Here is a 14,334-nt window from a genome sequence, read left to right as displayed (position 1 = left end):
TCCTTGTAGGAGCGAGCTTGCTCGCGATGGACGTTAACGATGACGCGGGCATTCTGTATGCACGCATCGCCCTTATGTTCATCGTCGGAACGCCGCCCGGAGCAAGCTCGCTCCTACAGTATTGAGTGTGTTGCTTCGATCAGGCCTTGGCCGCCATCGCAGTCACTTCCACGCGCATGCCTTCAACCGCCAACGAGGCAACCCCGACAGCGGCGCGCACCGGCCATGGCTTGGCGAAGTAGCGCTTGTAGACCTCGTTGAACGCGGCGCGGTCGGCCATGTCGGTGAGGTAGATAGTCAGGTGCATCACGCGGTCCATGGAACTGCCGGCACGCTCCAGCGCGACCTTTAGCGCTTGCAGGGTGCATTCGCTTTGCAGGGTGATGTCGCCCAGTTCCAGGCTGCCGTCGGCGCGGGTGGGGATCTGGGTGGAGACCAGCACACCGCCGAAACCGACGACGTCGGAGGAAATCGAATCCGCATCGGGATCGGGGGTAAAGGTCAGGTCGTGGTTTGCCATGAGGACTCTCTTGCTTGAAGTGATGAGGCTGGCGCCTTTTGCGCGGCCAGTTTACAGGGCCATTGACGGCCCGTCGCTAATCCAGGCCGGATGGCTGCCCGTGACCGGTGGCCTGGCGGTACTGGCGTGGGGTGAATCCGGTCAATGCCTTGAACTGCCGGGTGAACGCACTGTGGTCGGTATAGCCGCATTGCAGGGCGACCTCGGTGATCGGCAGATCGGTGTGGAGCAGTCGATGGGCGTGCTCCAGACGCACTTTCTGGATCATTTGCCGTGGCGTCAGGTGGAACACGCGCTTGCAGTAGCGTTCGAGCTGCGCCACGGAAATGCCGGCGATGCGCGTCAACTCGCCCAGGGTAACGCGCTGGTTGAAATGCGCGCGAATGTGTTCGTCCACCGCCGCCAGGCGCTGGTACGCCGGGTGCGTGTCACTGGCCGATTGCAGGTCGACCGAGATACCCACCAAGCCGATGATTTCATTGCGGCGGTTATACAAGGGTCGCTTATGGGTCAGGCACCAGCCAGGTTCGCGGCTGCTGTACAGATGCAGTTCCAGCTGGTCTTCCAGCACCAGACCTTGCTCCAGCACACACCGGTCCTGCTCGGTGTAACCGGGCCCCAATTGCTCTGGAAATACCTCGGCGCTGGTTTTCCCCAGCAGCGGCTTTAGCTGCTTCAAACCACAGCGCTGCACCAGCGTGCGGTTGGCCATGACATAGCGCGCCTGCACATCCTTGATGAAGATCGCCGCATTCGGAATGACATCCAGCATGGGCAATAACAGCGCAACGCCTGCCAGCAATTGCTCGATGGATTCGGGGCAATTCGAGTCGTCGCCCTGGCACAACAGCGCAAACGCATCCTGAGTCATCTACCTGTCTCTCCCAATGATCGGCATCTGCCCATTGTGCTGATTTCGTCATCGACACCCAAGCAAAACATCAATCGCGAGCAAGCCGCCAAGTTCACTCTATGGCCACCGCCCTCCTCGGCAAAACCGACCGGGGCGTCTTGAAGTGCACACCTGCCTATCCAATAACTCACAAGAAGGCGATGCCATGTCAGGCCAAGGCAAGTTCAAAAAACAACTTTCGTTGATAGACCTTACGTTTATCGGACTGGGGGCCATCTTCGGTTCCGGCTGGTTGTTCGCAGCCAGTCACGTGTCCGCCATCGCGGGGCCGGCGGGGATCTTTTCCTGGCTGCTGGGCGGTTTTGCGGTGCTGCTTTTGGGCATCGTCTACTGTGAACTCGGCGCGGCGCTGCCCCGAGCCGGCGGTGTGATTCGCTACCCGGTTTACTCCCACGGCCCGCTGCTGGGTTACCTGATGGGCTTCATCACGCTGATCGCGTTTTCCAGCCTGGTGGCCATCGAGGTGGTCGCCGCGCGCCAGTATGCCGCGGCGTGGTTTCCCGCATTGACCCAGGCCGGTTCCAGCAATCCAACGGCGCTTGGCTGGCTGCTTCAGTTCGGCCTGTTGTGCCTGTTCTTCATGCTCAATTACTACAGCGTGAAAACGTTCGCCAAGGCCAACAACCTGATCAGCCTGTTCAAGTTCATCGTGCCGTTGCTGGTGATCGGCGTACTGTTCACCTTCTTCAAACCGGAGAACTTCCAGTCCCAGGGTTTCATGCCGTTCGGGCTGTCAGGTGTCGAGATGGCGGTGTCCGCCGGCGGCATTATCTTCGCCTACCTGGGGCTGACACCGATCATCTCGGTGGCCAGCGAAGTGAAGAATCCGCAACGTACCATCCCGATTGCACTGATCCTCTCCGTACTGCTCTCCACCGCCATCTATGTGCTGTTGCAAGTGGCGTTCCTCGGAGGTGTGCCCACCGAAATGCTCGCCAACGGTTGGGCCGGCGTCGCCAAGGAACTGGCCCTGCCATACCGCGACATCGCCCTGGCATTGGGTGTGGGCTGGTTGGCTTATCTGGTGGTGGCCGACGCGGTGATCTCCCCCAGCGGTTGCGGCAACATCTACATGAACGCGACCCCGCGGGTGATCTACGGCTGGGCGCAGACCGGCACCTTCTTCAAGGTCTTCACCCGTATCGATGAAAAGTCCGGCATCCCGCGTCCGGCGCTATGGCTAACCTTTGCCCTGTCGGTGTTCTGGACCCTGCCCTTCCCTTCGTGGGAAGCCCTGATCAACGTGGTCTCCGCCGCGCTGGTACTGAGCTACGCCGTGGCCCCGGTGTCGGTGGCCGCACTGCGTCGCAATGCGCCGGACATGCCGCGCCCGTTCAAGGTCAAGCGCATGGGTGTCCTGGGCCCGGTGTCGTTCATCATCGCCGCGCTGATCGTCTACTGGTCCGGCTGGAGCACCGTGTCCTGGCTGCTCGGCCTGCAGATCCTGATGTTCGTGGTGTACCTGCTGTGCGGACGTTTCGTGCCGACCCAACACCTGAGCCTGGCCCAGCAAGTGCGCTCTTCGGCATGGCTGATCGGCTTCTATGCCGTGACCATCGTGCTGTCCTGGCTCGGCAGCTTCGGCGGCATGGGCGTACTCACCCATCCTTTCGACACCCTGGTCGTAGCGGCCTGCGCAATGGGCATCTACTACTGGGGCGCGGCCACCGGCGTGCCGGCGCATCTGGTTCGCCTGGAAGACGAGGACGGTGAAGACGAAGCCGATCCCGTTTACAGCGGCCGGCGCCCGATTGGTGCCTCTGTCCAGACTTCACGCTGAGATTCAGGCCAGCAAAACCTCTGAGTTTTTCCAATGGAAAGGTTTATGAAAAAAGTACATGTCATCGATTCCCACACCGGCGGCGAACCGACTCGCCTGGTGATGTCGGGCCTGCCCCAGTTGTCCGGCCGGACCATGGCCGAGAAGCGCGATGTCCTGCGCGAGCAGCATGACCAATGGCGTCGCGCCTGCCTGCTGGAGCCCCGTGGCAACGATGTGCTGGTGGGTGCGCTGTACTGCGAACCGGTGTCGCCGGATGCCACCTGCGGCGTGATTTTCTTCAACAACGCCGGCTACCTCGGCATGTGCGGTCACGGCACCATCGGCCTGGTCAACTCGCTGCATCACCTGGGGCATATCCAGCCCGGCGAGCACAAGATCGATACGCCGGTCGGCCCGGTCAGCGCCACGCTGCATGAGGACGGCAACGTCACCCTGCGCAACGTGCCCGCCTACCGCTACCGCCAACAGGTGCCAGTCGAAGTGCCGGGACATGGCCGCGTGTACGGCGACATCGCCTGGGGCGGCAACTGGTTTTTCCTGGTGTCTGATCACGGTCAGGCGTTGCAGATGGACAACGTCGAGTTCCTCACCGAGTACACCTGGGCAATGCTCAAGGCCCTTGAAGCCCAGGGCATCCACGGTGAAGACGGCGCCCTGATCGATCACATCGAACTGTTTGCCGACGACGATCACGCCGACAGCCGCAACTTCGTCATGTGCCCCGGCAAGGCCTACGACCGCTCGCCCTGCGGGACCGGCACCAGCGCAAAACTGGCGTGCCTGGCAGCCGACGGAAAACTGGCCGCGGGTGAACGCTGGGTCCAGGCCAGCATCACCGCCAGCCAATTCGTCGGCAGCTATGAATGGGAAGGCGAACGCATCATCCCTTTCATCACCGGCCGTGCCTACATGACCGCCGACAGCACCTTGCTGATCGACGAACAGGACCCCTTTGCGTGGGGCATCTGAGCCCCACGCCTCTTCCCTCACTAAATCTGAATGAATGCTTCAAGGAGTGACAACAAAATGAGCGACAACATCTTCACTGGCTGCATCCCTGCACTGATGACCCCATGCACCGCCGAGCGCAAGCCGGACTTCGACGCACTGGTGGCCAAGGGGCGCGAACTGATCGACATCGGCATGAGCGCGGTGGTGTATTGCGGTTCCATGGGTGACTGGCCGCTGCTGACCGAAGCCGAGCGTCAGGAAGGCGTGGCGCGCCTGGTGGCCGCCGGCGTTCCGACCATCGTCGGCACCGGTGCCGTCAACAGCCGCGAAGCGGTGTCCCATGCGGCACACGCGGCCAAAGTCGGCGCCCAAGGCTTGATGGTCATCCCTCGCGTGCTGTCTCGCGGCGCTTCGGCCACCGCGCAAAAAGCCCACTTCGCCGCGATCCTCCAGGCCGCTCCAGGCCTGCCGGCGGTGATCTACAACAGCCCTTACTACGGCTTCGCCACCCGCGCCGACCTGTTCTTCGAACTGCGCCGCGAGTACCCGAACCTCATCGGCTTCAAGGAGTTCGGCGGTGCCGCCGACCTGCGCTACGCCGCCGAACACATCACCTCCAAGGACGATGACGTGACCCTGATGGTCGGTGTCGACACCCAGGTGGTCCACGGTTTCGTCAACTGCAACGCCACCGGCGCCATCACCGGCATCGGCAACGCACTGCCGCGTGAAGTGTTGCGCCTGGTGGCCCTGAGCAAACAAGCGGCCAAGGGCGATGCCAAGGCGCGTCGTCAGGCGCGGGAGCTGGAATCGGCAATGGCGGTGCTGTCGTCCTTCGATGAGGGCTGCGACCTGGTGCTCTATTACAAGCACCTGATGGTGCTCAATGGCGACAAGGAATACACCCTGCACTTCAACGAGACCGATGCGCTCAGCGATGCCCAGCGTCGATATGCCGAGAACCAGTACGCGCTGTTCCGCCAGTGGTACGAGCAGTGGTCGGCCGAGCAGAACTTCGCCTGACATTCAGCCTGTACAGCGGCGTGCCAATGCGCGCCGCTTTTATTTTCGCCCACGGCGGTACGGCGTTTTTTTCGCAAACGCCCCCCCTCTTTTTTTCAGGAACGACCATGACTCTGACAGGCAACATGTTGATCGGCCAGCAGGCCATCGCCGGCAACCGCGAAACGATCCGCGGCATCGATCCCGCCACTGATCTACCCCTTGAGCCGGCCTATCGCGGTGGCAGCGGCGAACACGTCGAACAGGCCTGCGCCCTGGCCTGGAGTGCCCTGGACAGCTACCGCGCAACGTCCCTGGAGGCCCGCGCCGAATTCCTCGAAACCATCGCCAGCGAAATCGAAGCCCTCGGCGATGAATTGATCGACCGCGCCGTGGCCGAGACCAGCCTGCCACGCCCGCGTATCCAGGGTGAACGGGGCCGCACTTGCCAGCAGCTGCGCACCTTTGCCCGCACCGTGCGTGCTGGTGAGTGGCTGGATGTACGGGTCGACTCCGCGCAACCGGAACGCCAGCCCCTGCCCCGCCCGGACCTGCGTCAGCGTCAGGTGCCGCTCGGCCCGGTGGCGGTGTTCGGTGCCAGCAACTTTCCCCTGGCCTTCTCGGTTGCTGGCGGTGACACCGCGTCGGCACTCGCCGCTGGTTGCCCGGTGATCGTCAAGGCCCATGGCGCGCACCCCGGCACCAGTGAACTGGTGGGCCGAGCCGTGGCCCGTGCGGTCAAACTTCGCGGGTTGCACGAAGGCGTGTTTTCGCTGTTGTTCGGCTCCGGCCGCGAAGTGGGCATCGCCCTGGTCACCGATCCGCGCATCAAGGCCGTGGGTTTCACCGGCTCGCGCAGCGGCGGCATCGCCTTGTGCAACGCGGCCCAGGCGCGGCCCGAGCCGATCCCAGTGTATGCGGAAATGAGTTCGATCAATCCAGTATTGCTGTTCCCGGCAGCCCTGCAATCGCGAGCCGAAGCCCTGGCGCAAGGCTTCGTCGCGTCCCTCACCCAAGGCGCTGGCCAGTTCTGCACCAATCCAGGTCTGGTGATTGCCCGCCAAGGCCCGGCCCTTGAGTGCTTCATCCAGTCAGCTGCGCAACTGCTACAGCGCAGCCCGGCGCAGACCATGCTCACCCCCGGCATTTTCAAGGCCTACGAGGCCGGCGTCGGCGCGCTGGCCGAGCATGCCCACGCTGACACTGTGGCCGTCGGCCTGAAGGGCGAAACCCCGAACCAGTGCCAGGCCCACCTGTTCGTCACCCAGGCCAGTGAGTTTCTCGCCGACCCGGCATTGCAGGCAGAAATGTTCGGCGCCGCGTCGCTGGTCGTGCAATGCGCCAGCGACGAGCAAATCCGCCAGGTCATCGAACACCTGGAAGGCCAGTTGACCGCCACCCTGCACCTGGACGATGCCGACGTGGAGAGCGCCAGGGCCTTGCTGCCAACCCTGGAGCGCAAGGCCGGGCGCCTGCTGGTCAATGGCTGGCCGACCGGGGTCGAGGTGTGCGACGCCATGGTCCATGGCGGCCCGTTCCCGGCGACGTCCGATGCGCGCACCACCTCGGTCGGCACCGCCGCCATCCTGCGTTTCCTGCGCCCGGTCTGCTATCAGGACTTCCCCGACGCCCTGTTGCCGGCCGCGCTCAAGCACAGCAACCCGTTGCAGTTGCGTCGCCTGCTCGACGGCCAGAGAGAAGCCTAGGCCATGTCCAACGACTCCCTTTTCAACAGACCCAACGCAGTGGCGGACGTTGCCGTGATCGGCGCCGGGATCATCGGCGTCGCCTGCGCCCTGCGCCTGGCACGCCAGGGCCGGCGGGTGGTGGTCATCGATCAACAGGAGCCCGGCCGTGGCGCCTCGTTCGGCAATGCCGGGCACCTGGCCACCGAGCAGGTGTTCCCGATCGCCGACCTGTCGATCCTCAAACGCCTGCCCGCCATGCTCATGGACCCGATGGGCCCGCTGCGCCTGGACTGGAAATACATGCCCCGGGCCCTGCCCTGGTTCGCACGCCTGTTGCTCAACCTGCGCCCGGCGCCGTTCCAGCGCACCGTGGCTGGTATCCGCGCGCTCAATGAAGGCAGCCTGGGTGCCTGGCACCGGTTGCTGGAGACCATCGAGCGCCCCGGGTTGCTCAAGGAAGACGGCTCGTTGCTGGTGTTCGAGCGCGCCGACTCACAACAGGCCATCGAAGCGCTACAGGCGCGCATGCGCCAGCAGCAAGTGCCGGTGGATTTCTGGCAGGCCAAGGCGGTACGCGATGCGGCACCGCAACTCAGCGAGCAGATCCAGGGCGGCTTGTTCTTCCCACGCACCGGGCATTTTCTCGATCCCTTCCGGGTGGTCGGCGAACTGGTCCACGCCGCCAAAAGCAGCGGCGTGCAGTTCCTCAAGCAGCGGGTCGAGGGTGGGCAGTTGAATGAAAGCGGCGTGTCGTTGATCACCGATCAAGGCCGCGTCAGCAGTCGACAAGTGCTGATTGCCTGTGGCGCCCATTCCGCCAGGCTCACCGCCGCGCTGACCGGCAAGAAGGTGCCGCTGGACACCGAGCGTGGCTATCACCTGATGCTGCCTCACGAGCACGAACGCTTGCCGTTTGCCGTCACCTCGCTCGAACGCAAGTTCATCATGACGCCGATGGCAGACGGGCTGCGCCTGGCTGGCACCGTCGAATTCGCCGGTCTCGACTGCCCACCGACCATGGAGCGCGCCTGGCAGTTGCACCGCCTGAGCAAAGGCCTGTTCAAACGCGACCTGAGCGCCGAAGCCGCCACGCCGTGGATGGGTTTCCGGCCGTCCCTGCCCGACTCCCTGCCGATTATCGACCGGGTGTGCGACGGCAAGGTGCTGCTCGCCTTCGGCCATCAGCATCTGGGATTGACCCAGGCGGCGGTCACGGCGGAAATGATTGCGCAAATGGCCTCGCCTTTGACCGACGCCCAGCCTCACGGCTTGCCGACGACCGCGCCGTACCGGCTGGATCGTTTCTGAGGTCCCGGTCGAGCCGAGCCCTCGTCATTGCAAGGGCGAGAACTTCGCGGGCAGGTAGATGGTCGAGCGCATGTCGCGCAGTTGCGGGCCGGAGTTTTCCGGCGGCCAGACGCCGTCGGCGACCGCTTGGGTGCGCACTTGCAGGCGCTGTTCCAGGGTGGTCCATGGCCAGATGTGCAGATAGCGTGGCAGCGCGCCGTCGGTGGCGTAGAACGCCGCGTACACCGGCGAATACTGTTCAGCGGTTCGCGCTTCGATGGCTTTGCTCCAGCCGTCGAGGGTGGGCTGCAACCCGCTGCTGAACAGGTCATAGACGCGCAGTTCGTAGAATGGACCGTGCGGCCCCGTGCTCATGGGTTCGAGGAAGGGAAACAGCGTGTAGTTTTCGATGCGCAGATCGGTGATCAATTCGTTGATGCCAAACGCCCCGCCCCCCAGCAGGAAACGCTCGCGCTCCACTTGTCGAAGGCTTTCGTCGTCAAAGCCGCGCAGCACGGTGATCTGGTTCAACTGGCCGATTTCCGAGGCCCAGCAGCCCATCAACACCCCGCCGACTTCCGGCTTCGCCAACTCGGCCTCGATGCGTACCAGCGCATCGGCCACCGTGCGCACGCGCACGGTAAAAGTGATCAGTTCAAAAAAACGCATAGCGACTCCGCCCACCGGTTTACCAAAAGCACACAGCCTAGGGCAGCCCCCGCCGGCGGGATATTGAGACAAACCCCATCGGCAACGGCATTTTCCGCAGTGTTGTAGGTAGTTTCTTTATTGGGATTAAAGCGAAGCATCAGCCACCGGCCGTTATCGGCCCAGCCGATTCAAACCTGCGAATTATCGATTTGTGCAGTAGTCCGTGGACCGCGAGCATGGCGTCACTTCCAACAACAAAAACCAAGGACCCGCCATGACCGCCCGATTTCACAATCCAGTGGATACCCGCTTCGGCTGGGGCAGCCTGCAAGAGCTTGCCGCCATCACCGAACACCAGACCGTTGCCGTCGTGACCTTTCCCGAAGCCCGTGGCCTGGGGCTGGTGGATCGCCTTCAAGCGTTGCTGGGCAAACGCTTGGTCTACGTGATCGAAGATGTCCAGCCCAATCCCGATGTCGCGCAACTTCGCGCGACCTATGAACGCTTCTGGCAACAGGCCGGCGATTGCCATGCGGTGATTGCCGTCGGTGGCGGCAGTGCGATCGACACCGCCAAGGCGCTGATTGTCGGCACTGAGTCAGGCCGCTTCGATGAGCTGCTGGCCTTGCTGGCAAGCGGTAAACCCTTCGTTCCGGCACGCAGTAAACAGCTGATAGCAGCACCGACCACGGCGGGCACCGGCAGTGAAGTCACGCCCTGGGCGACGATCTGGGATGCTGCCAACCACAAGAAGTACTCGCTGCACCTGGACTGCACCTGGCCAAGTGTCGCCATCATCGATCCGCAATTGATGCTCACGGTGCCGGCCAGCGTAACCGTTTCCACCGGGCTGGATGCACTGTCCCACGCGCTGGAGTCGATCTGGAACATCAACGCCAACCCGCTTTCCGATACGTTCGCCATCTCTGCCATCGAGGACATCCTCGAATGCCTGCCCTTGCTGCGGCGTGACCTGTCCAGCCAGGAACTGCGTTCACGGATGGCCCTCGCCGCACTCAAGGCCGGCATGGCGTTCTCCAACACCAAGACCGCGCTGGCCCACTCCATTTCCTATGAGATGACCTTGCACTACGGCTTGCCCCATGGCATTGCCTGTTCCTTCACCCTGCCACTGGTTCTGGGCCTTGCCTGGGGCCACGACGCGACGCGCGACAAGACCCTGCAACGGGTTTTCGGGCCAGACCTGGATAAAGCCCAGGCCCGATTGCGCGCATTCCTGCACAGCCTGGATGTGAAAACCGAGTTCGCCGACTACGGCGTGACGGCCGAAGAGGCCCAAACCATGATCGATTTCGCCCTGCAGGGTGCACGCGGCAAGAACTTCATCGGCTCACGAGCGGCCTAGGGCTCGCCGGCCCCCCAAAGACACTACACTGCCAGCGGCGTAACGAGCCGCGACGATTTCCTGCTGCACCTGAAAAAGAGTGCACCCTGCGATGCAACTCGCAGGGAACGAACAAGAATAAGGAAAAGATCATGAATCGTGCCCAAACCATGCCAGGTCTCGCCGTACACAACGCATCGTTTCGCGTCGCCCAGTGGCGCATGCTGCTGGCAGCCATGTTTTGCTATCTGTTTTTCTACACCGGCCGCCAGACCTTCGGTTTCGCCATCCCGGGTATCCAGGCCGAATTCGGCCTGACCAAGGAAACCCTCGGCTGGGCCTCGGCTGCCATGCTCTGGGCCTACGCCATTGGCCAGGCCATCAACGGCAACCTCGCCGACAAATTCGGTGGCCGACGCATCATGACCATGGGCGCCGTGCTGTCCTGTGGCGCCAACTGGGTGACCAGTTTCGCCAGCGGTTTCGCCGGGCTGATCCTGCCCTGGGGCATCAATGGCTACTTCCAGGCATTGGGCTGGGCACCGGGCAGTCGGCTGATCTCCAACTGGTGGAGCGCGGGCGAACGCGGCAAGGTCTACGGCTTCTATGTGTTCGCGGCCGGCTGCGCGTCGGTGCTTTCCTACGTGACCTCAATCGTCGTGCTTGAGGTGATGCATCTGGAGTGGCGCTGGATCTTCCGCCTGCCCGTGTTGCTCATGCTGGCGGGCGGCATCATCTTCTACCTGGTGGCCCGCGAGCGTCCGCAAGACCTGGGTTTCGAACCGCCTGCCGACACCGGTGTGGCCAACGCCGAGGACAAAAGCCATGAAGTGGCCCATGGCGAAGTCGAAACTTCCACGCAGCGCTACAAAGCTGTTCTGAAAAACTTTCGCCTGATCATCGCCGCCGTGTCCCTGGGTTTCCAGAACGCCGCCCGCTACGGTTTGATCGTCTGGGTGCCGGTGCACTTCCTGGGCGCCAACTGGAAGACCGGCGACAGCATGATCGATCCGAAGTGGATCACCGTGGCCCTACCGGTCGGCATGGCCATCGGCGCGCTGAGTAACGGCTGGATCTCGGACAAGCTGTTCGGCTCCAAACGCTACCTGGCGATCATGCTCTACATGTTCCTCGGTGCGGCGACCAGTTTGTGGATGTGGACCCTTGCACCCCACAGCGCGACCGGCCTTGTGGCGTTGTTCCTCTGCGGTTTCTTCGTGTACGGCCCCGCTTCCAGCTTCTGGGCGCTGTGCCCGGACCTGGTGGGCGCCAAGCGCGCTGGCACCGCAACCGGGGTGATGAACTTCTCGTCCTACCTGTTCGCCGGCCTGGCGGAACCGCTGATCGGCAGTATGCTCGACAGTACCGGCAACACCTCGCTGATCTTCATCGTGGTCACCAGCGCCTGCCTGTGCAGTGCCTCGGTTGCGTTGTTCATCAGGCGTTGATCGCCCAACCCGGCAGGTTGAATCGAAGGCAGCGGCTCAGGAACAGGATCGTCTATGTACCAGTATCACAAGTGGCTACGTTCGTTTCATGCGGTGGCCAAGACCGGCAGCTTCACCCTTGCCGCCGAGTACCTGAGCGTTGGCCAGCCCACGGTCAGTGAGCAGGTCAATGCCCTGGAGAAGAAGTTTTCCGTGGAGCTGTTCCATCGCCGCGGTCGCTTTATCGAAATGAGTGCCGCCGGGCACCAGCTCTATGCGATTACCCAGGGCCTGTTCGGCCAGGAGGATGAAGCCGTGCAACTGCTGCAGAGTTTCAAGCAACGCAAGTCCGGTATGTTGCGCCTGGGCGCAGTGTCCCCACCCATTGCGATGAACCTGACCTACGAACTGATGCAGCGGCACCCGGACATCGAACTGGAAACCTCGTTCTCTGCGGAAAAAGAGACCCTGGATCGCCTGTTCAACTTCGATATCGATGTGGCGATCCTGGCCCTGTCCGAGTTCGACCAGCGTTTTGACACGCAGCTTTACCGGCGTTACCCGATTATTGCCGTGGTGCGTGACGACCATCCATGGGCCCGGCAGCAAGAAGTGCATGTCGAGCAGATCAGCGAAGAGAAATGGGTGCTGCGGGAAAAAAGCTCCCGTACTCGTCAACTGGTGGAGGAAAGCTGCAAGCACCTGGGCGTCGCGCTGAACTGCGTCATGCAGTTGAACAGCCGCGAGGCCATCGTGCATGCCATCGCCAAGGGCATCGGCATCGGTTTCGTCTCGGCCGTCGAGTACGCCGAAACCCCGGGCACCAAACCGATCACCTTCGTCAATCACCCGTTTTCCATCGACTACCACCTGTGCTGCCTGGGCATTCGCCGAAATCGGCCAATGATCGCGGAGCTGTTCGACTCGAGCCCAACGCCGGCCACCTGATTTCGTCTCACCCTTGAGCAATCCATAGGCCTACTTCCTGGCGACAGGAGGGACGGCCTGCCCACAACAAAAAATGGAGAAATACCATGAACTACCAACAACCGACCCAACTGCAAGCCGTGGTCCTGGACTGGGCCGGCACCGTCGTCGATTTCGGCTCCTTTGCCCCCACGCAGATTTTCGTCGAAGCCTTCGCCGAATTCGGCGTCGCCGTTTCGCTGGAAGAAGCGCGGGGCCCGATGGGCATGGGCAAGTGGGATCACATCCGCACCCTGTGCAATCAACCGCAGATCGCCGAACGCTACCGTGCGGCGTTTGATCGCCTGCCGACCGATGACGATGTCACCGCATTGTACGAACGGTTCATGCCACTGCAGATCGAGAAAATCGCCCTGCACTCGGCCCTGATTCCCGGAGCACTGAACACCATCGATGCCTTGCGCGACAAGGGCCTGAAAATCGGTTCCTGCTCCGGTTACCCGGCCGTGGTCATGGAAAAAGTGGTCGAGCTGGCGCGGCACAATGGCTACGTCGCCGACCATGTGGTCGCCACCGACGAGGTGCCGAACGGCCGCCCCTACCCGGCCCAGGCCTTGGCCAACGTGATTGCCCTGGGGATCAGCGACGTCGCCGCCTGCGTCAAGGTCGACGACACCTGGCCCGGCATTCTCGAAGGCCGGGCCGCCGGGATGTGGACGGTGGCGCTGACCTGCTCCGGCAATGCCCTGGGCTTGACCTACGAACAATACAAGGCCCTGCCCTCCGACAGGCTGGACAGTGAGCGGGCGCGCATCGTCAGGATGTTCGAAGGCTCCCGTCCGCACTACCTGATCGACACCATCGTCGATCTGCCGGCGGTCATCGAAGACATCAATGCCCGACTGGCGCGAGGTGAAACACCGCAAGGATCCTGACCTGATTCAGGCGTCAAGCGGCCGTCCCACGGGCGGCCGCCTCACTTGAAAAAATCACTCGGCGTCTTGCCGAACTGCTTTTTGAACATGGTCGTGAACGCGCTCGGGCTGTCGTATCCCAGCTCCCCGGCGATGTCGATGATCTTCTCCCCGACGGCTATTCGTTCCAGCGCCAGCAGCAGTCGCGCTTGCTGGCGCCATTGGCCGAAGGTCATGCCGGTTTCCTTGCGGAACCTGCGCTGGATGGTTTTGGCGTCGAGGCTCAACCGGGCGCTCCAGTCCGACAAGGTCGAGCCATCCCCGGGATCAAGCTGCAACGCACTACAGATCAGGTTGATACGTTGATCGGCGGGCTGCGGCAGGTTCAACGGCAAGGTCGGCAGGATCGTCAGTTCATCCAGGATCAGCCGCAGCACCCGGGCTTCCCGCGAGTCCGGTTCACAGGCAAAGTCGAAATCGACCGAGACCTTGATCAGCTCGCTCAACAACGCGGAAACACTCACCGCCCGGGTTTCGGCGGGCAGATCCAGGCTCGGGTCAGGGCGCACGAATACGCTGCGCATCTTGATCGCCCCCACACAGCGAATCGAGTGCACCTCACCACTAGGCATCCAGATGCCACGGCTCGGCGGCACCATCCATTGGCTGGTGGCGGTGTGCACCACCATCACGCCTTCGATGGCATAGATCAGTTGATGCTTTTCATGGGAGTGCGGCGCGATGAACCAGTTTTCCGGGTAGTCGGTCGCACTGCTGCGTACGCTCCAGCCGCCCTGGTCGATTTCCGCAAGAAATGCCTGCAATGGTTTGATCATGACGCCCTTTTTGCGATGGTCAACGCCCGAATTGCGCGAGACGGGCGCCTTTGAGGCCCCTAGGATAACGCCGAACCCTGAAATTGGCTG

Annotated in this window: 13 protein-coding genes; 9 read left to right on the top strand and 4 right to left on the bottom strand. The window is 62.6% G+C overall.

Going from position 1 to position 14,334, the window contains the following annotated elements; translation table 11 throughout:
- Positions 1 to 139: 139 nt before the first annotated feature.
- Entirely contained in the window at positions 140 to 520 is a 381-nt protein-coding gene (locus AC3ITY_RS12580) for a RidA family protein (RefSeq protein ID WP_008021538.1), read from the bottom strand.
- A 76-nt stretch (positions 521 to 596) separates the two neighbouring features.
- Entirely contained in the window at positions 597 to 1,391 is a 795-nt protein-coding gene (locus AC3ITY_RS12575) for a PAS domain-containing protein (RefSeq protein WP_489309512.1), read from the bottom strand.
- Positions 1,392 to 1,578: 187 nt separating this feature from the next.
- On the opposite strand from AC3ITY_RS12575, the gene AC3ITY_RS12570 reads away from it, so the two are divergent.
- The 5 genes from AC3ITY_RS12570 (at position 1,579) to AC3ITY_RS12550 (ending at position 8,165) form a co-directional block, all read left to right on the top strand.
- Complete coding sequence (locus AC3ITY_RS12570) at positions 1,579 to 3,213, top strand: APC family permease (protein WP_489309510.1); 1,635 nt, start codon at positions 1,579 to 1,581, stop codon at positions 3,211 to 3,213.
- Positions 3,214 to 3,258: 45 nt separating this feature from the next.
- The gene (locus AC3ITY_RS12565; RefSeq protein WP_489309508.1) at positions 3,259 to 4,185 is read left to right on the top strand and encodes a 4-hydroxyproline epimerase; all 927 of its coding nucleotides are present in this window, start codon (positions 3,259 to 3,261) and stop codon (positions 4,183 to 4,185) included.
- Positions 4,186 to 4,242: 57 nt separating this feature from the next.
- Positions 4,243 to 5,190 carry a dihydrodipicolinate synthase family protein gene (locus AC3ITY_RS12560; protein ID WP_489309506.1) on the top strand — a complete coding sequence of 316 codons (948 nt, stop codon included), beginning with the start codon at positions 4,243 to 4,245 and terminating at the stop codon, positions 5,188 to 5,190.
- A 107-nt stretch (positions 5,191 to 5,297) separates the two neighbouring features.
- Positions 5,298 to 6,875, top strand: a complete 1,578-nt coding sequence (locus tag AC3ITY_RS12555; RefSeq protein ID WP_489309504.1) for an aldehyde dehydrogenase (NADP(+)) — start codon at positions 5,298 to 5,300, stop codon at positions 6,873 to 6,875.
- A 3-nt stretch (positions 6,876 to 6,878) separates the two neighbouring features.
- The gene (locus AC3ITY_RS12550; RefSeq protein WP_489309502.1) at positions 6,879 to 8,165 is read left to right on the top strand and encodes an NAD(P)/FAD-dependent oxidoreductase; all 1,287 of its coding nucleotides are present in this window, start codon (positions 6,879 to 6,881) and stop codon (positions 8,163 to 8,165) included.
- 24 nt (positions 8,166 to 8,189) lie between these two features.
- Here AC3ITY_RS12550 and AC3ITY_RS12545 read toward each other — a convergent pair whose 3' ends face one another.
- Positions 8,190 to 8,813 carry an NIPSNAP family protein gene (locus AC3ITY_RS12545; RefSeq protein WP_489309500.1) on the bottom strand — a complete coding sequence of 208 codons (624 nt, stop codon included), beginning with the start codon at positions 8,811 to 8,813 and terminating at the stop codon, positions 8,190 to 8,192.
- A 256-nt stretch (positions 8,814 to 9,069) separates the two neighbouring features.
- On the opposite strand from AC3ITY_RS12545, the gene psrA reads away from it, so the two are divergent.
- The 4 genes from psrA to phnX all read left to right on the top strand — a co-directional run bounded on the left by psrA (position 9,070) and on the right by phnX (position 13,429).
- The gene (gene psrA, locus AC3ITY_RS12540; RefSeq protein ID WP_489309498.1) at positions 9,070 to 10,161 is read left to right on the top strand and encodes an iron-containing alcohol dehydrogenase PsrA; all 1,092 of its coding nucleotides are present in this window, start codon (positions 9,070 to 9,072) and stop codon (positions 10,159 to 10,161) included.
- A gap of 131 nt (positions 10,162 to 10,292) precedes the next feature.
- Positions 10,293 to 11,588 (top strand): MFS transporter, encoded by a 1,296-nt coding sequence (locus tag AC3ITY_RS12535; protein ID WP_489309496.1) that lies wholly within the window; start codon positions 10,293 to 10,295, stop codon positions 11,586 to 11,588.
- Positions 11,589 to 11,642: 54 nt separating this feature from the next.
- Positions 11,643 to 12,515: a LysR substrate-binding domain-containing protein gene (locus AC3ITY_RS12530; protein ID WP_489309494.1), complete on the top strand. Its 873-nt coding sequence runs from the start codon at positions 11,643 to 11,645 to the stop codon at positions 12,513 to 12,515.
- Between the two features lie 86 nt (positions 12,516 to 12,601).
- On the top strand, positions 12,602 to 13,429 hold the full coding sequence (gene phnX, locus AC3ITY_RS12525; RefSeq protein WP_489309492.1) for a phosphonoacetaldehyde hydrolase: 828 nt from the start codon (positions 12,602 to 12,604) through the stop codon (positions 13,427 to 13,429).
- Positions 13,430 to 13,470: 41 nt separating this feature from the next.
- Here phnX and AC3ITY_RS12520 read toward each other — a convergent pair whose 3' ends face one another.
- On the bottom strand, positions 13,471 to 14,244 hold the full coding sequence (locus tag AC3ITY_RS12520) for an AraC family transcriptional regulator (RefSeq protein WP_489309490.1): 774 nt from the start codon (positions 14,242 to 14,244) through the stop codon (positions 13,471 to 13,473).
- Between the last annotated feature and the right edge of the window lie 90 nt (positions 14,245 to 14,334).

The sequence above is a fragment of the Pseudomonas sp. GL_091 genome, assembly GCF_057837725.1.
The sequence above is the reverse complement of the archived record's forward strand: the minus strand, read 5'-3'. Positions and strand labels throughout refer to the sequence as shown.